Source organism: Nocardiopsis sp. NPDC057823, from assembly GCF_042797335.1.
GTDB lineage: Bacteria > Actinomycetota > Actinomycetes > Streptosporangiales > Streptosporangiaceae > Nocardiopsis > Nocardiopsis changdeensis.
Genome location: NZ_JBHVLR010000003.1, coordinates 387,642 through 413,039 on the forward strand (window position 1 = coordinate 387,642; position 25,398 = coordinate 413,039).

The 25,398-nt window shown below is 73.0% G+C and carries 22 protein-coding genes and 1 tRNA gene; 3 read left to right on the forward strand and 20 right to left on the reverse strand.

Annotated features, from left to right (window positions below; all coding sequences use genetic code 11):
- Positions 1–242: 242 nt before the first annotated feature.
- The 4 genes from ACFVNO_RS08530 to nadD all read right to left on the reverse strand — a co-directional run bounded on the left by ACFVNO_RS08530 (position 243) and on the right by nadD (position 2,045).
- Positions 243–315: transfer RNA gene (locus ACFVNO_RS08530), tRNA-Ala, on the reverse strand.
- An 80-nt stretch (positions 316–395) separates the two neighbouring features.
- Positions 396–1,019, reverse strand: coding sequence for a histidine phosphatase family protein (locus ACFVNO_RS08535; protein WP_355269369.1), 624 nt, complete (start codon positions 1,017–1,019; stop codon positions 396–398).
- Positions 1,020–1,059: 40 nt separating this feature from the next.
- Positions 1,060–1,458 (reverse strand): ribosome silencing factor, encoded by a 399-nt coding sequence (gene rsfS / locus ACFVNO_RS08540; protein WP_355269371.1) that lies wholly within the window; start codon positions 1,456–1,458, stop codon positions 1,060–1,062.
- Between the two features lie 17 nt (positions 1,459–1,475).
- Positions 1,476–2,045 (reverse strand): nicotinate-nucleotide adenylyltransferase, encoded by a 570-nt coding sequence (gene nadD, locus ACFVNO_RS08545; protein WP_220559648.1) that lies wholly within the window; start codon positions 2,043–2,045, stop codon positions 1,476–1,478.
- Positions 2,046–2,447: 402 nt separating this feature from the next.
- Here nadD and ACFVNO_RS08550 point away from each other — a divergent pair, with 402 nt between their 5' ends.
- Positions 2,448–3,497, forward strand: coding sequence for a M48 family metallopeptidase (locus tag ACFVNO_RS08550; RefSeq protein ID WP_355269375.1), 1,050 nt, complete (start codon positions 2,448–2,450; stop codon positions 3,495–3,497).
- Between the two features lie 81 nt (positions 3,498–3,578).
- Here ACFVNO_RS08550 and ACFVNO_RS08555 read toward each other — a convergent pair whose 3' ends face one another.
- The 4 genes from ACFVNO_RS08555 to ACFVNO_RS08570 all read right to left on the reverse strand — a co-directional run bounded on the left by ACFVNO_RS08555 (position 3,579) and on the right by ACFVNO_RS08570 (position 7,580).
- Entirely contained in the window at positions 3,579–4,310 is a 732-nt protein-coding gene (locus tag ACFVNO_RS08555) for an alpha/beta hydrolase (protein ID WP_355269377.1), read from the reverse strand.
- 119 nt (positions 4,311–4,429) lie between these two features.
- Positions 4,430–5,401: a hypothetical protein gene (locus ACFVNO_RS08560; protein WP_355269379.1), complete on the reverse strand. Its 972-nt coding sequence runs from the start codon at positions 5,399–5,401 to the stop codon at positions 4,430–4,432.
- A 284-nt stretch (positions 5,402–5,685) separates the two neighbouring features.
- The gene (locus ACFVNO_RS08565; protein ID WP_355269381.1) at positions 5,686–6,960 is read right to left on the reverse strand and encodes a glutamate-5-semialdehyde dehydrogenase; all 1,275 of its coding nucleotides are present in this window, start codon (positions 6,958–6,960) and stop codon (positions 5,686–5,688) included.
- Positions 6,961–7,133: 173 nt separating this feature from the next.
- Positions 7,134–7,580, reverse strand: a complete 447-nt coding sequence (locus ACFVNO_RS08570) for a type II toxin-antitoxin system PemK/MazF family toxin (RefSeq protein ID WP_220559642.1) — start codon at positions 7,578–7,580, stop codon at positions 7,134–7,136.
- Between the two features lie 189 nt (positions 7,581–7,769).
- On the opposite strand from ACFVNO_RS08570, the gene ACFVNO_RS08575 reads away from it, so the two are divergent.
- Positions 7,770–8,594 (forward strand): SDR family NAD(P)-dependent oxidoreductase, encoded by an 825-nt coding sequence (locus ACFVNO_RS08575; RefSeq protein ID WP_355269384.1) that lies wholly within the window; start codon positions 7,770–7,772, stop codon positions 8,592–8,594.
- Complete coding sequence (locus ACFVNO_RS08580) at positions 8,591–9,340, forward strand: SDR family oxidoreductase (protein WP_355269386.1); 750 nt, start codon at positions 8,591–8,593, stop codon at positions 9,338–9,340. Before ACFVNO_RS08575 ends, ACFVNO_RS08580 begins: the two co-directional genes overlap by 4 nt.
- A 45-nt stretch (positions 9,341–9,385) precedes the next feature.
- Here ACFVNO_RS08580 and ACFVNO_RS08585 read toward each other — a convergent pair whose 3' ends face one another.
- The 12 genes from ACFVNO_RS08585 to mreD all read right to left on the reverse strand — a co-directional run bounded on the left by ACFVNO_RS08585 (position 9,386) and on the right by mreD (position 25,398).
- Complete coding sequence (locus tag ACFVNO_RS08585; RefSeq protein WP_355269388.1) at positions 9,386–10,273, reverse strand: alpha/beta hydrolase; 888 nt, start codon at positions 10,271–10,273, stop codon at positions 9,386–9,388.
- Between the two features lie 86 nt (positions 10,274–10,359).
- Complete coding sequence (locus tag ACFVNO_RS08590; protein WP_355269390.1) at positions 10,360–10,881, reverse strand: hypothetical protein; 522 nt, start codon at positions 10,879–10,881, stop codon at positions 10,360–10,362.
- A 75-nt stretch (positions 10,882–10,956) separates the two neighbouring features.
- Entirely contained in the window at positions 10,957–12,120 is a 1,164-nt protein-coding gene (gene proB, locus ACFVNO_RS08595; protein ID WP_355269392.1) for a glutamate 5-kinase, read from the reverse strand.
- 92 nt (positions 12,121–12,212) lie between these two features.
- A complete protein-coding gene (obgE, locus tag ACFVNO_RS08600; protein WP_220559636.1) occupies positions 12,213–13,577 on the reverse strand; it encodes a GTPase ObgE in 1,365 nt (454 codons plus the stop codon).
- Positions 13,578–13,709: 132 nt separating this feature from the next.
- Positions 13,710–13,970 carry a 50S ribosomal protein L27 gene (rpmA, locus tag ACFVNO_RS08605; RefSeq protein WP_073380480.1) on the reverse strand — a complete coding sequence of 87 codons (261 nt, stop codon included), beginning with the start codon at positions 13,968–13,970 and terminating at the stop codon, positions 13,710–13,712.
- 13 nt (positions 13,971–13,983) lie between these two features.
- Positions 13,984–14,295, reverse strand: coding sequence for a 50S ribosomal protein L21 (gene rplU, locus ACFVNO_RS08610; RefSeq protein WP_220565608.1), 312 nt, complete (start codon positions 14,293–14,295; stop codon positions 13,984–13,986).
- Between the two features lie 355 nt (positions 14,296–14,650).
- The gene (locus tag ACFVNO_RS08615; RefSeq protein ID WP_378890716.1) at positions 14,651–17,722 is read right to left on the reverse strand and encodes a ribonuclease E/G; all 3,072 of its coding nucleotides are present in this window, start codon (positions 17,720–17,722) and stop codon (positions 14,651–14,653) included.
- Positions 17,723–17,883: 161 nt separating this feature from the next.
- The gene (locus ACFVNO_RS08620; protein WP_378890719.1) at positions 17,884–18,639 is read right to left on the reverse strand and encodes a TIGR03936 family radical SAM-associated protein; all 756 of its coding nucleotides are present in this window, start codon (positions 18,637–18,639) and stop codon (positions 17,884–17,886) included.
- Positions 18,640–19,512: 873 nt separating this feature from the next.
- Positions 19,513–21,450, reverse strand: coding sequence for a TIGR03960 family B12-binding radical SAM protein (locus ACFVNO_RS08625; protein WP_378890722.1), 1,938 nt, complete (start codon positions 21,448–21,450; stop codon positions 19,513–19,515).
- Positions 21,451–21,541: 91 nt separating this feature from the next.
- Positions 21,542–22,711 carry a rod shape-determining protein RodA gene (gene rodA, locus ACFVNO_RS08630; RefSeq protein ID WP_355269400.1) on the reverse strand — a complete coding sequence of 390 codons (1,170 nt, stop codon included), beginning with the start codon at positions 22,709–22,711 and terminating at the stop codon, positions 21,542–21,544.
- A 3-nt stretch (positions 22,712–22,714) separates the two neighbouring features.
- Positions 22,715–24,823: a penicillin-binding protein 2 gene (mrdA, locus tag ACFVNO_RS08635; RefSeq protein ID WP_355269402.1), complete on the reverse strand. Its 2,109-nt coding sequence runs from the start codon at positions 24,821–24,823 to the stop codon at positions 22,715–22,717.
- Between the two features lie 2 nt (positions 24,824–24,825).
- The gene (gene mreD, locus ACFVNO_RS08640; protein ID WP_355269404.1) at positions 24,826–25,398 is read right to left on the reverse strand and encodes a rod shape-determining protein MreD; all 573 of its coding nucleotides are present in this window, start codon (positions 25,396–25,398) and stop codon (positions 24,826–24,828) included.

Consider the following 25,398-nt stretch of genomic DNA (forward strand, 5'->3'; position numbering starts at 1 on the left):
GACCGCCCACCGCCAAGGTCCCCCGACTCACGCGGCCCCGCCACAACGGACCGTCTCGGAGAAGACCCCCCGGGCGCAGCCCGCACACGATGTAAGACCAGGCACCGCCGAGGCCCCCGACTCACGCGGCCCCGCCACAGGGGGTCACCTCGGGGGGTTCGGGGGGTCTCCCCCCGGCAGGCACGACGAAGACGACCCTGCGAGCGCGTCCAACGCGCGAGCAGGGTCGTCTGAGAGTCGAGTGGAGCTATGGGGATTCGAACCCCAGACCTCCTCCATGCCATGGAGGCGCGCTACCAACTGCGCCATAGCCCCTTGTGGGAGTCGGACCTCGCACTGTCGTGCGCTGCCGACTCCCACACCATAGCGGAATCCGGTGCGAACGTCGAAACGGATTACGCGTCGTCGCTGAGCACGACGGGCTCGGGCAGGCTCGCCGCGTTGTGCTCCATGAGCCTCCAGTGCCCCCGGCGCTGCTGGAGCACCGACCAGCAGCAGTTGCTGAGCGGTCCGAGGATCTCGCGCTGCTCGTCGGGGATCCCCAGCATCCGGGAGATGCCCACGCGCAGCGCCGCCCCGTGGCTGACCACGACCAGCAGCCCCCCTTCGGGGGTGCGTGCCAGCGCCTTGCCCACCGCCGTGTGCATGCGGTCCCCGACCTCGGCGATCGGCTCGCCGTCGGGGATGTCCATGCGCGGGTGCCGGTCGGGCCAGCGCTCGGCCAGCTCCTTGCCGGTGAACCCCTCCCAGGATCCGCCGAACCGTTCGCGCAGGCCCTTGTCGAACTCGACGGGCAGTCCCGTCGCGCGGGCGAGGTAGCCCGCGGTGTCGGCGGCCCGTTTGAGGTCGGAGGCCACGATCAGGTCGGGTTCCAGGGTCGCGAGCAGCCGCCCCGCCCGGTCGGCCTGGGCGTGCCCCACCTTGTCGAGTTCGATGTCGGTCTGGCCCTGGAAGCGGTTCTCCATGTTCCACGCGGTACGGCCGTGCCGCCAGAACAGCACGCGACGGGTGTCGGTCACCTTGGTGCGTCTCTCCACTCGGGGGTGTTCCGGGGGCCTGCTACTGCTCGTCGAGCGGGGTGCGCTCGGCGCCGCGGGCGTTCTCGGGCAGTTCGATGGTCGGGCAGTCCTTCCACAGCCGCTCCAGGCCGTAGTACCCGCGCTCCTCCTCGTGCTGGATGTGCACGACGATGTCGGCGTAGTCCAGCAGCACCCAGCGGCCGTCGCGCTCGCCCTCGCGGCGGACGGGCTTGGCGCCCGCCTTGAGGCGCAGCTGGTCCTCGATCTCGTCGACGATCGCGCGGACCTGGCGGTCGTTGGGCGCCGAGCAGAGCACGAAGGCCTCGGTGATGACGAGCTGCTCGCTGACGTCGTAGGCGATGATCTCCTGGGCGAGCTTGTCGGAGGCGGCCTCGGCGGCGACCTTGACCATTTCCAGCGCCCTGTCGGTGGCTGTCACGTTGTGCTTGCTGCCTTTCAGCTTTCTCGGTAAAGCCCGGTCTTGTTGATGTAGCGGACGATGCCGTCCGGGACCAGGTACCAGATGGGCTCGCCCTTGCGGACGCGCTCGCGGCACTCGGTCGAGGAGATGGCCAGTGCGGGGACCTCCACCAGGGAGACCTTGCCCTCGGGCAGTCCCGAGTCGCTGAGCCGGTGACCGGGCCGGTTACAGCCTACGAAATGCGCGAGCTCGAAAAGTTCGTCCGCGTTGTGCCAGCCCAGGATGGCACCCAGGGCGTCGGCCCCGGTGATGAAGAACAGCTCCACTTCGGGGCCGTAGGCGGCCCGCAGTTCGCGCAGTGTGTCGATCGTGTAGGTGGGCCCCTCGCGGTCGATCTCGATGCGGTCGACCCGGAACTGCGGGTTCTCCGCCGTGGCGATGACCGTCATCAGGTAGCGGTCCTCGGGCGGGGTGACCTTCTCCGGGTCCTTCTGCCAGGGTCTGCCCGTGGGGACGAACACCACCTCGTCGAGTTCGAAGAGGTGGGCGACCTCACTGGCCGCGACGAGGTGGCCGTGGTGGATGGGGTCGAAGGTGCCGCCCATGATGCCGACGCGGGGGGGCCGTCCCCGCTGTCCGTTGTCCTCGTGCACCACTCGACTGCTCCGTTCCTCGGTCCGGCGTGCCGGAATCGGCCAACCGAGATTAGCCGACGCCGCCGGAGGACACCGCCCCCGTCCCCCGGTGCACAGGCACAACGACGGTGCGCCCCGCTTCCTTCCCGCGGGCCGGGGCGGGCCCCGTCCCTGAGGCGCCCCCGGGATCCCCCTGACCTTCCCCCGATACCGCCGACGTCCCGTCCCCCTCTCCGGCCGCCCCCTTCACCGCCGCCGCCTCGGGTTCCGCACCGGCTCCCTCCGGGGTCCGCGCCCCCGCCCGGGAAACGCGTCATATCTCGTTGCCTCGAAACCGTGGCCAAGCGCGACCCCGGCGCATAGCATGCCGGTATGTCCAACTCACCAGATCGCGTCCGTGTCCGGCTCTCCGACATCTCGCCCCGCGCCTACGAGCATCCCGCCGACCGCGGCGCCCTGGTCGCGTTGCGCTCCCTACGCGGGTTCGACGAGGTCTTCAAACGCCTTTCCGGCCTGTTCAACGAGCGCGCCCTGCGCCTGATGTTCCTGTCCAGTGCGGTCCGCGTCGGCCCCACGCAGTTCCCGCACGTGTACGACTACGTGCGCGACGCCGCCTACGTCCTGGACATGGACGAGGTGCCCGAGCTCTACATCCAGATGAACCCCAAGCCCAACGCCATGGCGATCGGCAGTCACAAGCCGTTCATCGTCATGACCACGGGCCTGTTCGACCTCCTGGAGGCCGACGAGCAGCGGTTCGTCATCGGCCACGAGGTCGGCCACATCCTCAGCGGCCACGCCGTGTACCGCACCATGCTGCTGGCCCTGATCCGGCTGGCCACCCGGGTGGCGTGGGTGCCGCTGGGCTACATCGGCCTCCAGGCCATCGTGGCCGCGCTGGAGGAGTGGTACCGCAAGTCCGAGCTGTCCTGCGACCGCGCGGGCATCCTCGCCGCCCAGGACCCCGAGGCGGGCAAGCGCGCGCTGATGAAGCTGGCGGGCGGCTCGCGCCTGGCCGAGATGAACCCGGACTCGTTCCTGGAGCAGGCCCGCGAGTACGAGAGCGGCGGCGACGCCCGGGACGGCCTGCTCAAGCTGCTCAGCCTGGTCGGGCAGACCCACCCGTTCGCGGTGGTGCGCATGGCCGAGCTCGACCGCTGGGTGAAGGAGGGCTCCTACCAGCGCATCCTCAACGGCGACTACCCGCGCCGCTCCACCGACAAGGACGCCCGGGTCGGCGAGGAGGCGCGCAACGCCGCCAAGTCGTACAAGGAGTCGTGGGAGCGCACCGGCGACCCGCTGCTGGGCACCCTGCGCGACGTCGCGGGCAGCGCGGCCAGCGCGGGCGGGAAGATCTTCGACACGGTGGCCGACCGCTGGCGCAACGGGTCGGCCGGCCAGAACCGGAACTCCGACAACTAGGCCCCGCGGGGCGGATGGACGGGGGCGGCCCGGCGGGCCGCCCCTTCGCCCTTTCCGGGCCCGGCCGGGCGCCCCGCCCGGTCAGACCCCCAGGTGGGAGCGGACCTCGCCCCAGGCGGCGTGCCCAGGGTCGATGACGGCGAAGTGGTCGGCCCCCGCCGGCTCCCGGTACTCCACCCGGTCGCCCGCCGCCCGGGCCGCCGCCGTGTAGTCGCGGCTGTGCTCGACCGGGACCCGCTGGTCCGCGTCGCCGTGCACCACCAGCTGCGGCCGTCCGATCGGGACCCGGTGCAGCGGCGAGGACTCCGTGTACGCCCCCGCGCCGGGGCGCGGCCCCAGGAACGGTCCGACCGCCCCCTCGCCGAGCCCCGCCCGGGCGCAGCGCTCCAGGTCGGTGATGGGCGCCAGGGCGACCACCCCGGTGACCGGGGTGCCGGGGTCCAGGGCGTTGAGCAGGGCGAGGTGGCCGCCCGCGGAGTGGCCGACGGCCGTCACCCGGGCGCCGTCGTACCGCTCGGGCGCCGCGCGCAGGGCGCGGCCGATCCACCGCAGGGCCGCGTTCACGTCGTCGAGGGTCTGCGGCCAGCCTCCGCCGTCCTCCCCCGTGCGCCGGTACTCGACGTTCCACACCGCCCACCCCGCCGCGGTGAGGTCGCGGGCGAGCGGGTCCATCAGGGAGGCGTCGTGCAGGTCGCGCCACCAGCCGCCGTGCAGCAGCACGGCCACCGGGGCGGGGCCCGTCCCCCCGTCCGCGGGGTCCCATCGGTGGGCGATCCCGCTGGGGTGGTCGCCGTAGCGTTCGGTGGTGGGCATGGGGTCTCCTCGCGACGCCGTCGTCGCCCGCACCGTAGCAGGCCGCGGACGGGGATCGGCGCCGCCGGCACTGTGCCGGCGGCGCCGATGCGCGTGGAGGGGTACCGCTGTCCTCGGTCCTAGAAGGCCGGGCCGGCGGCCATGGCCTCGTCGACGGTCTCGGCGCGGGCGGCCTCGACCTCCTCGACCAGGCCCTCCTGGTGCGCCTCGAACTCCTCCGTCACGGCGGTGCTGAAGGAGCGCAGCGCCACCTCCTGGGTGAGGATGTCACCGCGCACGCGGTTGTTGTCGCCGACCTGGGCGGTCGGGGTGTTGCCCGACGCGGCCAGGTCGCCGCCGATGATGTTGTTGTCGATGTAGGCGCCACCGGAGATGCCGGTGACGGTCAGCGTGCCGTCGATGTAGTTGACCGACGAGCAGAAGCCCTCCTGCTCGCCCGCCCCGACGGCCACCGGGCCGGCGCCGTCGGTGTAGGACGCCGCGCCGAGGACCTCGCTGTCGCAGAGGATGCCGCCGCCGGTGGAGCCGCTGACGGTCAGGGCGCCGCGCACGACGGAGTCGTAGATGTCGACGTACTCGACGCCGGTGCCCTTGACGGCACCGCCGACCCGGGAGCCCTCGACGTAGACGGCGCCGGTCTCGGCGTTGATGCTCTTGACGGAGGAGTCGACGACGAACGCGAAGCCGTCGTTGGCCGCGCCCTCGACCGGCACGGTGCGCAGCGCCTCACCGGCGGTGCTGTCCTCCAGGTAGCTGCCGTACGAGCCGCGGTTGACGACGCGGCCGTCGACGGTGGTCTCGGAGGCGTCGAAGTAGCCGTCCTGCTGGACGATCACCTGGCCCTGGATCTCACCGCCCAGGATGTGCAGGTTCGCGCCCTTGCGGACGGTGACGTCGCCCTGGATGACGGTGCCGTCCAGGAAGCAGCTCTTGCCGGCGGGGACCGCGAGGTCCGTGGGCAGCGTGACGGCGCCGCCGTGGCCCGAGCAGAGCGTGACCAGGTCCGCCTGGGCGGGAGCGGCCATGAGCGTGACACCGCCGACGGCCAGGGCTGCCGTGGCCGCGGCCGCGACCGAGCTCCGGATCTTCATGCGGGGGGATTCCTTTCGTCGTGACCGTGGGGGTGACGCTCCCGGGGTGCTTCGAGCGGGGTAAGAGCGTCGTGAGACACCCCAGTGAAATTACCGACCTCTCGTCGCTTTGGGAATACTCGCTGAGAGAAGATTCGCTTCTGTCCAGGTTTCCTCTGGGAAAACGTTCCAGGTGACAACGGAGGCCGGGCACGATCGGCGACCGGCCCCGGCGGACCGGTCCGGACACGCCGCGGGCCGCCCCCGGACGCCGTCCGGAGGCGGCCCGCACGGGCGGCGGCGGCTCACTTCACATGGCCGTCACCGGTCACGACGTACTTGGTCGAGGTCATCTCGGTCAGGCCCATCGGACCGCGGGCGTGCAGTTTCTGCGTGGAGATTCCGATTTCCGCGCCGAAACCGAATTCACCGCCGTCGGTGAACCGGGTGGAGGCGTTGACCATGACCGCGGCCGCGTCCACCCGGGACACGAAGTACCGGGAGGTCTTCAGGGAGTCGGTGACGATGGCCTCGGTGTGCTTGGTGGAGTAGCGGCGGATGTGCGCCAGCGCCTCGTCCACGGTGGGCACGACCCGGACCGCCAGGTCCAGGGACAGGTACTCCGTGGCCCAGTCCTCCTCGGTGGCCTCCACGACCTCGGCGGGCGACCCGTGGGCCGCGGCGACCTCGCGCACCCGGGCGTCGCCGTGCACGGTCACCCCGGCCTCCGCGAGCCCGGCCAGCACCCGCGGCAGGAACTCCTCGGCGACGGCCTCGTGCACCAGCAGGGTCTCGGCGGAGTTGCACACCGAGCAGCGCTGGGCCTTGGCGTTGACGGTGATGGCCACCGCCTTGTCGAGGTCGGCCTCGGCGTCCACGTACACGTGGCACAGGCCCTCCCCGGTCTCGATGACCGGGACGGTGGAGTCGCGGACCACGGCCTGGATGAGGGAGCCGCCGCCGCGCGGGATGAGGACGTCGACCAGGCCGCGGGCGCGCATCAGCGCCAGGGAGGACTCCCGGGTGCGGCCGGGCACCAGCTGCACGGCGTCGACGGGGACCCCGGTGCCGGCCAGGGCGTCGCGGATGACGCCGACGATGGCGGTGTTGGAGTCGTAGGCCGAGGAGGAGCCGCGCAGCAGGGCGGCGTTGCCGCTCTTGAGGCACAGGGCGGCGGCGTCCACGGTGACGTTGGGGCGGCCCTCGTAGATGATGCCGACCACGCCCAGCGGAACACGGATCTGGCGCAGGTCCAGGCCGTTGGGGAGCACCCCGCCGCGCACGGACTCGCCCACCGGGTCGGGCAGCTCGACGATCTCCCGGACGGCGTCGGCGATCGCCTCGATGCGCTGCGGGGTCAGCGTGAGGCGGTCGATCATGGCCTCGGAGGTGCCGTCCTCGCGGGCCCGCGCCACATCCTGGGCGTTGGCGGCCGTGATCTCGTCGGCCCGCTTGACCAGGGCGTCGGCGATCGCCTCCAGGGCCGCGTCCTTGACCGCCCGGCTGAGCGGGGCGAGGTCGGCCGCCGCGTCCCCCGCACGTTCGGCTACCGCGCGGACCTCGCGCTCGATGTCACTCATGGCGTTACTCTCTCGGGATCGGGGAGGGCCCCGCACGCCCGGGTCCTGCCGCGTCGAAGGACCGGGCCGGGGTGAGGCTCCAGCCTATCCGCCCGGCCCCCGCACCGCTCGGAGAATTCCACGGGGTGGGACGGCGCCCGGTCCGGCCCCGGGGCCGGACCGGGCGCGCGGGTTCAGGTCCAGCCGTAGCGGCTGCGCAGGACGTCGGCGACCAGCCAGAAGACCTTCTCCTCCAGGATGGCGGCCTCGCGGCGGATGTCGTCCTCGTCGAACTCGAACAGGCGGTCCACCCGCAGGAAGGAGTCGCGGCCCTCGCGGTCCCAGGGGCCCGAGCCGATGGGCAGCCAGTCCTGGCGCTCCCACTGCTCGGGGCGCTGGGAGGACAGCATCAGCCCGTGCAGGCGGCGGCCCCGGCGGCCCACCACCAGCAGCGGCCGGTCCTTGCCCCGCGAGGGGTCCTCCTCGAAGGGGACCCAGGTCCACACGATCTCGCCCGCGTCGGCCAGACCGTCCCGTTCGGGGGCGTAGACGAGCCTGGTGGCGCTCTCCGAGGTGGGGATCTCACGTACCTCGCCGCGGTGGGGGTGGTCGTCGCTGCGGTGCATCGTCCGTTCGCTCATCCCCGCATGATAGGGCCCGGGTCGGGCGCGGGCGCCCGTGCGCGGGACCGGCCCGGGGCCGCCGAACGGCGTTCACTAGGATCGTGGGCACGGCGCCCCGCCGCGAGCCGGGGCGCCCGCTGACGGACCCGGCCCGGCGCACCGGGTTCCCGTCGTTCGACAGCGGACCGATGGAACACGGAGCCGGATATGACCACCTCCCCCACCCCCCGCACCGTGCTGGTGACCGGCGGCGCCTCCGGACTGGGCGCGGCCCTGGTCGCGGAGTTCCGCGCGCGGGGCGACCGCGTCCTGGCGACCGACCTGGCGGAAGGGGCCCCCGCGGGCCTGCCCGCCGGAGCCGACTACCTGCGCCTGGACGTCACCTCCGACGACGACTGGGCCGGCGCCCTGGCCTGGGTCGAAGAGCACTGGGGCGGCCTGGACGTCCTGGTCAACAACGCCGGGGTCGCCGCGGGGGGCCGCATCGACGTCCTGGGCATGGACGACTGGCGCTGGATCACCGAGATCAACCTGTTCGGCGTGGTGCGGGGCTGCCGCACCTTCACCCCGCTGTTCAAGCGCCGGGGGTCGGGCCACATCGTCAACACCGCCTCGGCCGCCGGGCTCGTCCACCCGCCCGCGATGAGCTCCTACAACGCCACCAAGGCGGCCGTGGTCGCGCTCAGCGAGACCCTGCTCCACGAGCTCCACCCGTTCGGGGTGCGGGTGTCGGTGGTGTGCCCCTCGTTCTTCCGCACCAACCTGGCGTCGTCGCTGCGCGGCAGCGACCCGGAGGTGGAGCGCAGCGCGGTCGCGCTCATCAACGGGTCGCACCTGGGCGCCGAGGACATCGCCGCCCGCGTGGTGCGGGCCGTGGACCGGGGCACCCACCTCATCCTCCCCGACGCGCAGGCCAGGGGCGCGTTCTTGGCCAAGCGGCTGGCCCGCCCCCTGTACGACCGGGCCATGCGGGCGGTGGCCGGGCAGATGCTCAAGCGCGTCGGCGGCGCCACCCCGAAGGAGCGGGCGTGAGCAGGGGGACCGTCGTCATCACCGGGGCCAGCTCGGGGCTGGGGGCCGAGATGGCCCGCCAGTTCGCCGCGCTCGGCTACGACCTGGGCCTGTGCGCCCGGCGCACGGACCGGCTGGAGGGGCTGCGCGGGGAGATCGCCGCCGCCCACCCCGGCCGGCGCGTGGTGCTCAGGGCCCTGGACGTCACCGACGACGGGGCCGTCTTCCGGGTCTTCGGCGAGTTCGCCGCCGAGCTGGGCTCCGTGGACCGGGTGGTCGTCAACGCCGGGCTGGGCAAGGGCGCGGCACTGGGCACCGGCCGGTTCGACGCCAACCGGCAGACCGCCATGACGAACTTCGTGGGCGCGCTGGCCCAGGTGGAGGCGGCCCTGGAGATCTTCCGGGAGCAGGGCCGCGGCCACCTGGTGGTGATCTCGTCCATGTCAGCGCTGCGCGGCATGCGCCGGTCCATGACCGTCTACGCCGCCACCAAGGCGGGCGTGTCCGCCCTCGCCGAGGGGGTGCGGGCCGAGGGCGTCCCGGGCGTGGACGTGTCGGTCGTCCACCCCGGCTACATCCGCTCCGAGATGAACGAGCGGGTCGAGCAGAGGACCCGGTTCATGGTCGACACCCGGACCGGGGTGCGCGCCATGGTCGCGGCCATCGAGAAGCGCAGGGCCAAGGCGTACGTCCCCGCCTGGCCGTGGGCGCCGATCGGGTTCCTGATGAAACGGCTGCCGCTGTCGGTGGTGCGGCGCCTGACCTGACCCCGCGCCCGCGGCGCCCGGTCCGGCGCCGGGCTCCGCGGGCGCTCACAGGTCCCGGACGGTCCGCAGGATCTCGGCCCGCGCCGGGCCGCCCTCGGGGACGGGGACCAGCGGGTAGACGTGGAAGGCGTCCTCCTCCTCGCTGAGCCGGACCGTACCCCCGACCTCGGCCACCAGGTCCCGCAGCCGGCGGGTGTCCGGCAGCAGCACGTCGCGCGTGCCGATGTAGAGGTCCATGGGCGGCAGGGTCGCCAGCTCCCCGTACACCGGGCTCAGCCGGGGCAGGGACAGGTCGTCGCCGCCCGACCAGGACTTCGCCGCCTCCAGCATCCCCACCGGGCTCAGCCAGGGGTCGCGCTCGTCCACCTCGGCGATCTCGGGGTTGGACATCGTCAGGTCGGCCCACGGGGAGATCAGGATCAGCCGCGCCGGTTCGGGCAGCCCCGCGCCGGTCAGGGTCTGGGCCAGGGCCAGCGCGAGCCCCCCGCCCGCGGAGTCGCCCGCGAACGCGGTCCGCTCCGGTGCCACGTCCGCCGACAGCTCCCGGTAGACCTCCGTCAGGAACGGGAAGGCCTCCCGGTAGGTGTGCTCGGGGGCCAGGCCGTAGAGCGGCACCTCCACCCGGCAGCCCGTGTCGGCCATCCGGGAGACGAGCACCCAGTGCCACGCGGAGATCTCGGTGACGTAGGTCCCGCCGTGCACGTACAGCACGGCCTTCACCGGGTTCTCGGTGTCCTTGGGCAGGACGGTGTAGACGGGGAAGCCGGCGACCGTCCGCAGGCCGATCCAGTGCCGCTGGGAGACCCAGTGCGGCGGCGCGGGGTCGTCCTTGGGCTCGTACAGCCACTCCCGGGCGCCCTCCACCGAGCCCATCGGGCGCTTGCGCGCCACACGCAGCGCCAGTGACAGCAGCCGCGCCATCAGACTCTGCATGGGGAACTCCTTCTCCGAACGTGCACGAACCCGACTTTTCCATACCCCCGTCACCGGGCGGGGGAGGCGCGGGCCCGGAATCCGGGTCAGTCGAGCTCCCCCATGTGGATCACGCAGGCCCACCGGTCGGTGAGCAGGAGGTGGTCGACCCAGGCGAAGTCGTACGCGCAGCAGTCGCCCACCCGGCCGGTCGCGGTGAAGGAGCGGCGCACCTCCCCCAGTTCGGCCTCCACCTCGTCCGCGACGTCGGACAGGATCCCGGCCACCTCGGACATGATCGCGGCGTGGCCGGGGATGGGGGACTCCCGCGAGTCCCGCGCCCGGCCGGTCGCGTTGCGCACCAGGCTCCTGCGCCACCACCCCCGGTCCGGGGTGAGCGTGCGGATCTCCACCCGGGCCTTGGGCCACATCGCCCGGTACACCCGGAGCAGGGTCGCCTCGGGGTCCGCCCCCTCGTGGTAGGGGACCACCCCGGTGCAGGACAGCTCCAGCGAGGTCAGCAGTCCGGTGCGGGTCCACACCGGCTGGAGCCGTTCGTGGGCGTGGTCGGCGACGGCCCCCGCCAGACGGCGCCAGCGGTCCCGGGCCTCCCGTGCGCGTTCGCTCATGCCGGTGTGACGGCGCCGCCGCCCCCGCGGTTCCGCGGGCGGCGGTGTCACGGGGCGGGCGTCACGCGGCCGCCGTCACAGGACGACGAGGTCGTCGCGGTGGACCAGTTCGCGCTCGTAGGAGGGGCCCAGCTCCCGGGCCAGCCACCGGGTGGAGCGGCCCATCAGGTCGGGCACCTCGGCGGAGTCGTAGTTGACCAGGCCGCGGGCCACCACGGCGCCCTGCTCGTCGCGCAGGTCCACCGGGTCCCCGGCGCTGAACTCCCCGAGCACGTCCACCACCCCGGCGGGCAGCAGCGACGCCTTGTCCCGGACCACCGCGGCCACCGCGCCCGGGTCCAGGACCAGGCTGCCGCGCCCGGCGGTGGCGTGGGCCAGCCACAGCTGGCGGGCCGAGGGGCGCCGCCCCGAGGCGGCGGCGAAGAGCGTGCCGACCCCCTCCCCCGCCAGCGCCGCGCGGGCGTTGGCCGCGGAGGTCAGCAGTGTGTTCACACCCGCCTCGGTGGCGATGCGCGCCGAGGCCACCTTGGTGACCATGCCCCCGGTGCCCACCCCGCGCTTGCCCGAGGAGCCGATGTCGATGCCCTCCAGGTCGTCCGGCCCGGAGACCAGGCCCACCACCCGGGAGCCCGGATCGGCCGGGTTCCCGTCGTAGAGGGCGTCCACGTCCGACAGCAGGACCAGGGCGTCGGCCTTCATCAGGTGTGCGACCAGGGCGGCCAGCCGGTCGTTGTCGCCGAACCGCAGCTCATGGGTGGCCACGGTGTCGTTCTCGTTGACGATGGGCAGGGCGCCGATGTCCAGCAGGCGGCGCAGCGTGCGCTGGGCGTTGCGGTGCTGCACCCGCCGCATCAGGTCCTCGACGGTGAGCAGGATCTGGGCGGTGTTGATGCCGTGGCCCGCCAGCTCCGCGGTGTAGGCGGCCAGCAGCAGCCCCTGTCCGACACTGGCGGCGGCCTGCTGGGAGGCCAGGTCGCGGGGGCGCGTGCGCATGCCCAGCGGGGTCATGCCGGCGGCCACCGCGCCGGAGGAGACCAGGATGACCTCCTGGCCCAGGGCGCGGCGGGACGCCAGCACCTCGACCAGGTCCCGGATGCGGCCGGAGTCGATCCGGCCGTCGGGGGTCGTCAGAGACGACGACCCCACCTTGACGACGACCCGGCGGGCGGCGGCCACGGCCGCGCGCCCGCGGGCCTCTTCCCGGGAGCCGGTCTGTTCCAGTTGTTCTGCGCTGTGCACCGTATGGGGGCTTTCCATCCGAGGGCGCGGTCCGGGCGGCGGAGCCGCGCCCGTCTCGCCTGTGCGGCCGGGCCGATGCTTCCCCGCGCGGTTCAGCCCAGCCGGGCGTCGGTCCCGCGCGGGCCGGACGGGACGGCCTCGGCGTCCAGGGACGGGTCCCAGTCGAAGACCACGGAGTCCTCGTCGGTGCCGATGTGGACCTCGGCGCCCTCGGTGGCCCCGGCCTTGGCCAGCTCCTCCTCGATGCCCAGGCGGTTGAGGCGCTCGGCGAGGTAGCCGACGGCCTCGTCGTTGGAGAAGTCGGTCTGCCGCACCCAGCGGGCGGGCTTCTCGCCGCGGACCTGGAAGGCGTTGTCCCCCAGCGGGACGACCTCGAAGGGCACGTCGCCGATCATCTTGGGCCGGATGACGATGCGGGTGGGCTCGGCGGCGGGAGCGGCCTCACGGGCCGCGGAGACCTGCTCGGCCAGGGCGAAGGACAGCTCGCGCAGGCCCTCGCGGGAGGCCGCGGAGACCTCCAGCACCCGGTAGCCGCGCTCGGTGAGCATGGGCGCGACGAGCTCGGCGAGTTCGCGGGCCTCGGGCACGTCGACCTTGTTCAGGACGACGATGCGCGGGCGGTCGGACAGGTCGACGCCGGTGGCCTCGCCGTAGGCGGTCAGCTCCGCCTCCAGGGCCTCCAGGTCGCTGACCGGGTCGCGGCCCGGCTCGTAGGTGGCGCAGTCCAGGACGTGCAGGAGGGTGGAGCAGCGCTCGATGTGGCGCAGGAACTCCAGGCCCAGTCCCTTGCCGTCGCTGGCGCCGGGGATGAGGCCGGGCACGTCGGCGATGACGTACTGGGTGGTGCCCGCCTCGACCACGCCGAGGTTGGGGATCAGGGTGGTGAACGGGTAGTCGGCGATCTTGGGCCGGGCGGCCGACATGGCGGCGATGAGCGAGGACTTCCCGGCGCTGGGGAAGCCCACCAGGCCGACGTCGGCGATGGTCTTCATCTCCAGGCGCACGTCGAACGCCTCGCCCTCCTCGCCCTTGAGGGCGAAGCCGGGGGCCTTGCGCTTCTTGGAGGCCAGCGCGGCGTTGCCCAGGCCGCCGCTGCCGCCCTGGGCCAGCACCAGGCGGGTGCCGTGGCCGACCAGGTCGGCGACGACCTCGCCGTCCATGCGGGTGACCACGGTGCCGTCGGGGACGTACAGGACCAGGTCGTCGCCGTTGGCGCCGCTGCGGTGGCCGCCCATGCCGGGGGTGCCGTTCTGGGCGTTGCGGTGCGGGCGGCGCTGGTAGTCCAGCAGGGTGGCGGTCTGGGAGTCGACCTCCAGGACGACGTCGCCGCCCCGGCCGCCGTTGCCGCCGTCCGGTCCGCCCAGCGGCTTGAACTTCTCGCGGTGGACGGAGGCGCAGCCGTGCCCGCCGTTCCCGGCCTTGACGTGCAAGACCGCCTCGTCGACGAAGTCGGGCATGGTTCTCCTCGGTTCACTGCTCCGGCCGCGGGGCGGCCCGATGGGAAATGTGTGCGTCACCTGGTGACAACACCAGAGGCGGGCCAGTGTTCCCTGGCCCGCCCCTGTGCACAACGAACGTTCGCGCGCGACCTACTCGGCGGCGGCGGGAACGATGTTCACGGCCTTGCGGCCGCGGAAGTTGGCGAACTTGACCTCGCCGGCGACCAGCGCGAACAGCGTGTCGTCACCGCCGCGGCCCACGTTGGCGCCGGGGTGGAACTTGGTGCCGCGCTGGCGGATGAGGATCTCGCCGGCCTGGACGGCCTGGCCGCCGAAGCGCTTGACACCGAGGCGCTTGGCGTTCGAGTCGCGGCCGTTACGGCTGGACGATGCGCCCTTCTTGTGTGCCATCTCTCAGATCCTCCTACTTCGCCGAGATGCCGGTGACGCGGACCTGGGTGTGCTTCTGGCGGTGACCCTGGCGCTTCTTGTAACCGGTCTTGTTCTTGTACTTCAGGATGTTGATCTTGGGGCCCTTGGTCTCGCCGAGAACCTCGGCGGTGACCGTGTAGCCGCTCAGCTTGTCCGTGTCGCTGACGACGTTGCCGTCCTCCACGACGAGGATGGGCTGCCACGTGATGGTGGCGCCGGCCTCGGCGGAGACCTTGTCGATGTTCAGGACGTCATCGACGGACACCTTCTCCTGACGGCCGCCCGCCCGCACGATCGCGTACACCGCGTAACTCTCTTCCTGCTCGCTCAACGAATAATGCTCGGGACCAATCCCCGAGACATGTGTTCGGGGTCCGGGTCCGGCCGGGTGCCCTGACGGGCGGGCCGGGAGGACCGCCCCGTGTGGGAACCCGGGGAGTCCTCGTTCCACGATCCACTGTTGCCTGTAGCGGGGCGCGGGGATCTGAGGGAAACAAACCCTGCGTGGAGAGCACTTGGTGTCGGGGCGCGCGATCACGAGGAGCGCGCCGACGCACCGTCCATCAGGTTACCATCGCCCCGCCACGGGCCTGCACACGTGCCGCGGTCCGGGCCGGGGGCGAACCCCGGCCCGGACCGGGCCCACGTCCCGGCCGGACTCAGCCGGCGTCCACGGCGGTGGACGGGGCCGCCGCCCTGGTCCGCCGGGTGCGGCGGCGCTTGGGCCGCTCTCCGGCCTCCTCGTCGCCCTCGGCCGGCGCCGCGGCCTCGGTCACGGTCTCCGGCTCACCCACGGCCTCGGCGGCCGCACGGGCGGTCCGTCGGGTCGCGGTGCGACGGGTCCGGCGCGGGGCCGGGGCCTCCTCGGCCGGCGCCTCGTCCGCGGCCGCCGCGGCGGCCTCCTGCGGCTCCTCTGCGGCCCGGGGGGTCTCCGCGGCCCCGTCGGCCGCCTCGGAGTCCGGAGCGGTCTCGGCGGCCTGCTCGGCCGCCGTCTCGACCACCGTGTCCTCCGCGGCCTTGCGCGAGCGCGTGGTGCGCTTGCGGGTCCGCTTGGGCTCGGCCGGCTCCTCCGCCTCGGCCTCGGCCTCGGCGGCCTTCCTGGTCCTGGCCGACTTCTTCTCCGACTTCTTGGCCGGCTTGTCGGCCTTGGCGGCGGGCTCGGGGGCCTCCTCCGCTGCCGGGGCCTCGGGCTCGGCGGGCTCGGGCTCCTCGGCCACCGTGTCCGGCACCGCGGGGGTCTCGGCCGGTTCGGCCTCGCCCTTGCCCTTGCCCTTCTTCTTGCGGCCGCCGCCACCGCCGTTGCCGGCGGCGGCGCCCTTGCCCTCCACCGGTTCGGTGGACAGGATCAGGCCGCGGCCGCTGCAGTGCTCGCAGGTGTGGGAGAAGGCCTCCAGCAGGCCCTGGCCCACCCGCTTGCGGGTCATCTGCACCAGGCCCAGCGAGGTGACCTCGGCCACCTGGTGCTTGGTGCGGTCCCGGGACAGGCACTCCAGCATCCGCCGCAGCACCAGGTCGCGGTTGGACTCCAGGACCATGTCGATGAAGTCGATGACGATGATGCCGCCGATGTCGCGCAACCGGAGCTGGCGGACGATCTCCTCCGCCGCCTCCAGGTTGTTCTTGGTGACGGTCTCCTCGAGATTGCCGCCCTGACCGGTGAACTTGCCGGTGTTGACGTCGACGACCGTCATCGCCTCGGTGCGGTCGATGATGAGCGAACCGCCGCTGGGCAGCCAGACCTTGCGGTCCAGCGCCTTGTTGATCTGCTCGTCGATCCGGTAGGCGGCGAAGACGTCGCGGTCCTCGGTCCAGTGGGAGGCCCGCTCGGCGAGGTTGGGCGCCACGTGCTCGACGTAGTCGTGCACGGTGTCCCAGGCCTCGTCGCCGGAGACCACCAGGCTGGAGAAGTCCTCGTTGAACACGTCCCGCACGACCCGGATGGTCAGGTCGGGCTCGCTGTTGAGCAGGGCCGGGGCGTTGGCCGACTTGGACTTGCGCTTGATGGACTCCCACTGGTTGGCCAGGCGGGAGATGTCGCGCTCCAGCTCCTCCTCGCTGGCGCCCTCGGCGGCGGTGCGGACGATGACGCCCGCTCCGGAGGGCATGACCTTCTTGAGGATCTGCTTGAGGCGGGCGCGCTCCTTGTCGGGGAGCTTGCGGCTGATGCCGGTCATCGAACCGCCGGGCACGTACACGAGGTAGCGGCCGGGCAGGCTGATCTGGCTGGTCAGGCGGGCGCCCTTGTGACCGATCGGGTCCTTGGTGACCTGCACCAGGACCGACTGGCCGGACTTGAGCACCGACTCGATGCGCTTGGGCTGGCCCTCCAGGCCGAACGAGTCCCAGTTGACCTCGCCCGCGTACAGGACGGCGTTACGGCCCTTGCCGATGTCGACGAACGCGGCCTCCATCGACGGCAGCACGTTCTGCACCCGGCCCAGGTACACGTTGCCCACGTAGGAGCGGTGGGTGGCGCGGTCGACGTAGTGCTCGACGAGGATGTCGTCCTCGAGGACGGCGATCTGGGTGCGGTCGCCGGTGCGGCGGATGACCAGGTCGCGCTTGACTGCCTCGCGGCGGGCCAGGAACTCCGACTCGGTGACGATCGGGGCGCGGCGGCGGCCCTGCTCGCGGCCCTCGCGGCGGCGCTGCTTCTTGGCCTCCAGGCGGGTGGACCCGCGCACGGCCTGGACCTCGTCCGAGATGGGCCGCTCCTGGCGCGGCTCGCGGACCCGGACCACGGTGTTGGGCGGGTCGTCGGAGGTGGCCTCGCCCCCCGCGCCGCCGGAGCGACGGCGCCGACGGCGGCGGCGCCGGCTCCCGCCGCGCTCGTCCTCCTCGGCGGTGTCGGCGGAGTCCTCGGGCTCGGCCTCCTCGGCGGCGGCCTCGGCCTCGTCGGGGACCTCGGTGTCATCGGCGTCGTCGCCGGAGCGCGAGCGTCCGCGGCCCCGTCCGCCGCGGCGGCGACGGCGGCGGCCGGGCCGCTCCTCGGCGGAGTCCTCCGCGCCGGTCTCCTCGGCGATCTCGTCCTCCGCGGCGTCCTCGTCCGCCTCGTCCTCCTCGGCGCCACCGTCCTCGGTGTCGGCCTCGACGGGCGGGGGGACCGCGGGCGGGGCGGCGGCCACGGGCGGCTGGAAGAGCATGGAGGGCGCCTGGAAGACGGTGCCGACCTGGGCGGTCTCCTCCTGCTCCCCCTCGTCCCCGGCCTCGGGGACGGCGGTGGTCTCGGGCGCGGCCTCGGGCTCGGCGGCGGCGCGCGTGCGCGAACGGCGCGCACGGGTCCGGGGCTCGGGCTCGGCGGCCGCGGGGGGCTCGGCGGCGGCCGCGCGGGTGCGGCGCGTGCGGGTCTTCTTGACGGGCTCGGCGGCCTCGGCGGCCTCGTTCCCGTCCTTCTCCTCCTGCCCGGCCGGGGCCGTCACAGGGGTCGCGGGGACGTCCAGCGGCCGGTCCTCGACGCGCACCGTGCGTCGCCGCACCGGGGTCGCGGAGGTGACCTTGACAGTGCCGCCCTCACCGGAGCCCGCGAGCGTGGTCACGGGCTTGGCCGGGGGGACGAAGACGTCGTCCGGCTCGGGGGGCGGTCCTGCCGCGCGGCGCACGCCCTTGGCCGGTGCGGGCGTGGTCACGCGCACCTCGCCTCCCCCCACGGGGGACGTCGCCGCCCTCGTTTCGGTTGTTTCAGTTGTACCCACGGTGTCGTCTGCACCGTTGTTGGGCTCGTTGTCGAGCATCCGGGCGGTCTCCCGTCAAAGTCCCCGGGCGCGCCGCGACCTCTCGGTCGGCGGCGCGGCTCACGGGAACTGTCGTCGCAGTGTCAGCGCCGACGGCACCGGGGTGCCGTCGGGGCAAAGTCCTGTGGTGGCGCCCACGTTCCCCGCTTCGGGGCCGCTCATCAGCGCGGTCCCGTCATGGGCGCCGACGGCTGTGGTGCGCTGTCGCCCCGCTCCTCGGCGTCGTCCGCCGGTCCGGAGTCGTTTCGGTCCACGGCGAGCGGGTCAGCGATCGCACCTGTCGCCTCGTTCAGCGGCCCCTGCGCCAGCCGGGTCACCGTCACCGGTGACTGCGGCGCGAGGTCGGCCACATGGCGGAGGCCGGTCAGCACGTCGTCCGGTCGAACGGCCGGTGTGGTGTGCCGTACGACCATCCGAAGTATGGCATATGTGGTGTCCTGCTCCCTCGGGGCACGCCCGGGATCACGACACACGTCGATTCCGACCACCGCCGGCCGGGTGTCGAAGCGGCGGTGACCCTTCTTGGTCATCCGCTCCACCTCGACGGTCTCGGCCGCCAGGTAGGCCCCGACGGCGCGTTCCGCCTCGTCGGTTCCCACCCCGTCCAGCTCCACCCGCCATACGGAGGCCTGGAGCCGCTCGGCCAGTCCCGGCACGCGGGCCTCGACGACCTCGATGATGTCGATGCCGTCCGGCATGGCCGCGTCGATGTCGGTCCCGACCCGGGCGGGCTCCCGCTCCTGGGCGAGGGTGAGTTCGAGATACTCCGCCTCACTGGCGACCCCGGTGGGGGCGGCGCCGGTGTAGGAGACCTTCGGGTGGGGCGAGAAGCCGGCGGAGAAGGCCACCGGTACGTCCGCCCGGCGCAGGGCTCGCTCCAGCGCCCGGGCGATGTCCCGGTGGCTGGCGAACCTCATGCGTCCGCGCTTGGCGTAGCGGACGCGGAGCCGTTGTCCGGATGCGGCGGTGGAGGGTGAAGTGGTGCCCTCGGGTGCGGGGGGCAGCTCAACTCCTTTCCTCATGCCCCTCGGAGCGGCCGCGGGGCGGCCGGTGAGGGACTGTTCCTCGTCCTGTTCAGCGTACGGTGCGCGGTGGTGCACCTGGACCGGCGAACCGGCGGGTGCTCCGTTGCACGTGCGTCCGACAGGACCACGCATCCCGTATCTGCCCCACTGACCTGCGCTCGAAAAGTCCCGATGGGACTCCGGACGGGCCGCTGCGGGGTTTGCGCGCCGGGTGAACAAGTGTTCACCACCGGAACGCGGGGGGCCAGAAAAAAAATCCGAAGAAAATCCCGGACCCATGGCAACCCCCCCACGGGGCCGCGAGTCCTATTACACGTACGGCCCGGCGCGAGCGGGGCGCCGGGCCGTACACCTTCTCCCCCGGGCGCTCCCCTTCACAGGGTCGAGGACCGCCGCACAGGCGACGCCCGGAGCGGGCATCGTACTCCACCGCCTCCGCGCCCCCGTCGGGCGCCTCCCCCTCCCGAGCCGGAGCACCCGATACGCCCACATGGCCGGATCCGGCCGCGCGACGCGGGCGGGGACCGCCGGGCACACCGAAGGGCCAGCACCGATCCGTTCCCTCTGCGCACCGGGCCCTGGCCCGGTCCGGAAGCGGCGGTACAGCTGACAGACCCTGGCCCGCTCCCCGTTCCACCCCTGGCCCCGGACCGGAAACGGCGGTACGGCTGACGGAACCTGACCCGCTCCCCCTCCGCTCCGGGGCCCGGGCCCCGGGGCGCATCCCGGCCGCCGGCGCCGGGGCGCCGGCGGCCGGGGCAGGGGTCAGATGACGGTGAGCGGGAGGGTCGGACGGCCCTCCGCCGGGGCGTTGATCTGGATCTCGGTGCCCATGCTGGGGCACACGCCGCAGTCGTAGCAGGGGTTCCAGCGGCAGTCGTCGACCTCCAACGACTCCTCGCCGTGCAGGGAGTCCTGCCAGTCCTGCCACAGCCAGGAGCGGTCCAGTCCCGCGTCCAGGTGGTCCCAGGGCAGCACCTCGTCCTCGTCCCGCTCCCGGGTGGTGTACCAGTCCACGTCCACCGGGTACCCGGCCAGGCCGGCCTCGGCCGCCTTGGTCCAGCGGTCGTAGGAGAAGTGCTCGCTCCAGCCGTCGAACCGGCCGCCCGAGCGCCATACCTCCTCGATGACCCGGCCCACCCGGCGGTCGCCCCGGGAGAGCAGCCCCTCGATGATCGACGGCCGCCCCTCGTGGTAGCGCAGCCCGATGGCCTTGCCGTAGGCGCGGTCCGAGCGCAGCCGGTCGCGCAGCTTGCGCAGCCGGGCGTCCACCACCTCGTGCGGGGTCTGGGCCGCCCACTGGAACGGGGTCTGCGGCTTGGGCACGAACCCGCCGATCGACACCGTGCAGCGGATGTCCCGGCGCCCGGTCACCTCCCGGCCGGTGCGGATGACCTCGGTGGCCAGGTCCGCGATGGCCAGCACGTCCTCGTCCTCCTCGGTGGGCAGCCCGCACATGAAGTACAGCTTGACCTGCCGCCACCCCGCCGCGTAGGCGGCGGTGACCGTGCGGATGAGGTCCTCCTCGGTGACCATCTTGTTGATGACCCGGCGCATCCGCTCGCTGCCGCCCTCCGGGGCGAAGGTCAGCCCCGAGCGGCGGCCGTTGCGGGTGAGCTCGTTGGCCAGGTCGATGTTGAAGGCGTCCACCCGGGTGGAGGGCAGCGACAGCCCGGTGTTGGTGCCCTCGTAGCCGTCGGCCAGCTCCTTGGCGATGTCCTTGATCTGGCTGTGGTCGGCGCTGGACAGCGACAGCAGGCCCACCTCCTGGAAGCCGGAGTTCTTCACCCCCTCGCGGACCATGGAGGTGACGGTCTCCTTGTTGCGCTCGCGCACCGGCCGGGTGATCATCCCCGCCTGGCAGAAGCGGCAGCCGCGGGTGCAGCCGCGGAAGATCTCCACGCTGTAGCGCTCGTGCACCGACTCCGCGGTGGGCACGATCGGCTTCTTCGGGTAGGGCCACCGGTCCAGGTCCATGACGGTGTGCTTGAGGACCGTCTCGGGCACGCCCGGCCGGTTGGGCGTGTACGCGGCGATGCGCCCGTCCTCGTGGTAGTCCACGTCGTAGAAGCGCGGCACGTACACCCCGCCCGTGGCGGCCAGCCGCAGCAGCAGCCCGTCGCGTCCCCCCGGCTCCCCCTCGTCCTTGAACTCGCGGACGATCTCGGTGATGGCCAGGCTGATCTCCTCGCCGTCGCCGAGCACCACCGCGTCCAGGAAGTCGGCCATGGGCTCGGGGTTGAACGCCGAGTGCCCGCCGGCCAGCACGACGGGGTGCCCCTCGCGCCGGTCCTCCGTGCGCAGCGGGATGCGGGCCAGGTCCAGCGCGGTGAGCAGGTTGGTGTAGCCCATCTCGCTGGCGAAGCTGACCCCGATGAGGTCGAAGGCGCCCAGCGGCCGGTGGGAGTCCACGGTGAAGTGCTCGACCCCATGCTCCCGCAGCAGGGCCTCCATGTCCGGCCAGACCGCGTACGCGCGCTCGGCCAGCACCCCCTCGCGCTCGTTGAGGACCTCGTACAGGATCTGCACGCCCTGGTTGGGCACCCCCACCTCGTAGGCGTCGGGGTACATCAGCGCCCAGCGCACCCGGGTGTCGTCCCACTCCTTGACGACGGAGTTGAGCTCACCGCCCACGTACTGGATGGGCTTGCCCACCCGGGCCAGCAGGGGCTCCAGTCGCGGAAAGAGGCTTTCGACGGTCATGGCCTCGAGACTTTCGATCGGCGGACGGGGACGGATCTGCCCTTTCAGGCTACCGGCGCCGCGACCCCCGGTCCCGGGTTCTCCACAGGCCCTATTCGAACCCCCGGTCCCGGGAGTTCACCCCGAGCACCAGTCCCAGCGCCAGCAGGTTGGCCAGCAGCGCCGTGCCCCCGTAGGAGACGAACGGCAGCGGAAGCCCGGTCACCGGGACGATCCCCAGCCCCATGCCGATGTTGATGAAGGTCTGGAACCCGAACCACGAGGCCACACCCACGCACAGCAGGCGCGGGTAGGGCTGGTCGCAGCCCAGGGCGATGCGCAGGATCCGCCACAGGATCACCGCGAACAGGCCGATGACCAGCCCTGCCCCGACGAACCCCAGCTCCTCCCCGGCGACCGTGAAGATGAAGTCCGTGTGCTGTTCGGGCACGAACCGGCCGTGCGTCTGCTCCCCCTGGAACAGCCCGGTCCCGTCGAACCCGCCCGATCCGACGGCGATGAGCGCCTGGTTGGAGTTGTACCCGGCGCCCTGCGGGTCCGCCGACGGGTCCACGAGCGTGGCGATGCGGTCCAGCTGGTAGGGCTCCAGCATGTCGAACCACCAGACGCAGAAGCCGGCCACCACTCCCGACAGCAGCATCCCTGCCACCCAGAAGACCGGGGCCCCGGACAGCGTCAGCATCCCCAGGAAGATGGCCCCCAGCACCAGCGTGGTCCCCAGGTCGGGCTGGAGCATGACCAGGGAGAGCGGTACCGCGAGCGCCAGCAGGCAGAACAGCACGTCCCTGGTCATCGGCCGGGTCTCGCCGTCGCGGGGCTCCCCCAGCAGGGTGGCCAGCACCAGGATGAGGCCCGCCTTGGCCAGCTCGCTGGGCTGGAACTGGAAGCCGCCCACCACGATCCACCCGCGCGAGCCGTTGATGACGGCGCCCAGCGGTGTCAGCACCAGGATCAGCGCGATGACGGTGACGACGTAGACGATGGGCGCGTACGCGCGGACCGTCCGGAAGTCGACGGCGGCCACGGCCAGGCACACCGCCCAGCCCACGGCCAGGTGGGCCAGGTGCCTGCGCAGGTGGTCGGTGGAGTCCAGCGGGTTCCCGCCGTCGCCGGGCTGGGTGGCCGACCACACCAGCAGGCAGCCGATGGCGCACAGCGCGGCCACCGCCAGCACCAGGACCCAGTCCAGCCTGCGGGCGGCGCCCGCGGCGGTCACCGCGGTGCGGCCCAGGTCGATCCTGCGCGGGACGTGTACGGTCATGGGTCACCGGTCCAGAGGGTCGATGGAGCCGTCGGAGCGGACCTCGGGCAGCTCGGCGCGGGGCTCGCCGCCGGGCAGGGCGGGCTCGTCGAAGTCGCCGAACCCGTAGATGCCCTCGTAGATCTTCCGGGCGATGGGCGCGGAGGTGGTGCCGCCGGTACCGCCCTGGGAGACGAACACGACCACTGCGAACTGCGGGTCGTCGGCGGGCGCGTAGGACACGAACCAGGACGACACCTGCCGGTTCTGGGCGTCGGCGCTACCGGTCTTGCCCGCGATGGACACCTTGTCCTGCGGGAAGCCCGCGAAGGCGCCGCCGCCGGTACCCGTCTTGGGGACCTCCTCCAGCGCGTTCTGGAGGTAGCGGATGGTCTCGTCCTTCACCGGCACCCTCCCGGCGACGACCGGCTCGATCTCCTCGACGACACTGCCGTCGGCCGAGACCAGGGCCCGGGCCACCCGGGGCTCGTACACGGTGCCGCCGTTGGCGATGGCGGCGTAGGCGCGGACCAGCTGGAGCGGGCTGACGAGCACGTCGCCCTGGCCGATCGCGAAGTTGACGGCCTCGCCGGCCCGCCACTGGAACCCCTCCACGCACTGCTCGTAGGCCAGGAGCTTGAGGTAGGCGGCGTGGGACGGGTTGGTCTCGGCCACCTCGGGGTAGCCCTCCTCGCCGCGGCGGCAGTTGTTCTCCCGGGTCTCCTCCCAGAAGGTGCGCTTCCACTCGCGGTCGGGGATGCGCCCGCTGGTCTCGTAGGGCAGGTCGATGCCGGTGGGGGCGCCGAACCCGTACCCGCGGGCCATCTCCGCCATGGCCTCCTTGGGCTCGCCCTCGGGTTCGAGGCCGCCGTCCTTGAGCCAGAGCTGGTAGCCGAAGTTGTAGAAGATCGTGTTGCAGGAGACCACGATGGCCCGGTGCAGGCTGATGGTGCCGTGCCCGCCGCCCGCGTAGTTCTGGTAGTTCTGCCCGGCGATGTTGACCGATCCGGGGCAGGCGTAGGTGCTGCGCAGCGAGTAGCCGTTCTCGACCGCGGCCGACAGCGACGACACCTTGAACGTGGAGCCGGGCGGGTACTGGCCCTGGACGGCGCGCGACAGCAGCGGCTCGCCGGCCTCGGTGCTGAGCAGCTCGTCGAAGGTCTCCTGGTCGATGCCGCCCTGCCAGATCGCGGGGTCGTAGGTGGGCAGGCTGGCCATCGCGATGATGCCGCCGTTGCGCACGTCCATGACGATGGCGGCGCCGGAGTCGGCCTTGTACCGGGGGCGGGCGCCCCGCATGCCCTCGGCGAGCGCCTCCTCCACGATCTCCTGCACGCCCATGTCCAGGTGGGTGACGATGTGCATCCCCGCCTGGGGCGGACGGTCGGAGATGACGTCCATGACCTCGCCGTGGTTGTTCACGCCCAGGGTGCGCACGCCCGCGATGCCGCGCAGCTGCGAGTCGTAGACCGCCTCCAGGCCGTCGCGGCCGACCTGGTCGATGCCGGTGAACTGGGTGCGCAGTTCCTCGCGCGCCTCCAGCTCCTCCTGGGTGACGGGCTGGAGGTAGCCCAGGACCTGCCCGGCCCGGGCGCCGTTGGGGTACTCGCGCACGGCGTGGGCCTGCGCGGTGATGCCGGGGAAGTCGTCGGAGCTCTCCATGATCTGCAGCGCGACGGACGGCTCGATGTCCTCGGCCAGGGTGACCGGCTGGTAGGGCGAGCCGGGCCAGCAGGGCCGCTCCACCTCGGGCCCACACAGGCGCATGCGCTGCCGGAGCTGCTCCACCGGGACGTCGAGCACCTCGGAGAGGTCGGTCAGGACCTTCTCGCCGCCGTCGTCCATGCCCAGGAGCTCGTGGTAGTCGGCGGAGACCACGAGCTCGGTGCGGTTGGCGACCATGGGGCGGCCGGTGGCGTCGAGGATCTGGCCGCGGGTGGCGGGCACGACGAGCCGCTGGTGGTGGTTGGCGACGGCCAGGTCCCGGTAGTGGTCGGCCATCGGGATCTGGAGGTACCACAGGCGCGCGCCCAGGACGGCGAACAGGGCGACCACGAGGATCTGCGCGAGCACGAGGCCGGTGCGTCCCAGGCGCGGTCCGGGCAGGGCCGGGTCCACGGGAGGTCGTCGCACGGTCACCACCCCCGGGGGGACATGGGCCCCTGGACGGTGGCGAACTCGTGGTCCGACAGGGACTCGCGCAGCCACAGCAGGGGCAGGGTCACCAGCGGGGCGACCACCAGGGTGAGCGCCGCGCCGACGCCGACGGCGACCACGATGTCGGGCAGGCCCGTGCGCGGGTCGCCCATGAGCACGCCCAGCCCGGCGTAGGCCAGGCCGACGCCGAGCGAGGTGGCCAGGACGGCGCCCAGGGCGAACAGGCGCGAGGTGCGGGCGCCGACCCCGCCGGGCGCCCCGGTGTTGCGGTGGACCAGCGACACCAGGTACCCGGCCAGGCACAGGATCAGGGCGTAGCGGCCGATCGCGTGGTCGGCCGGGGGCAGCACGTCCAGGGCCAGGCCGATGCCGAACCCCCAGCCCGCGGCGGCGGCGGGGGCGGTGGTCAGGGCCAGGGCCACGATGGCGGCCACGGCCAGGTCGGGGCCGGGGCCGCCGTCGGAGAGCGCGCCGAACGGCAGCCGGTTGACGACCACCGCCTGGACGAGCACGACCGCGGCCACCGAGAGCAGGGTCACGGCGGACCTCAT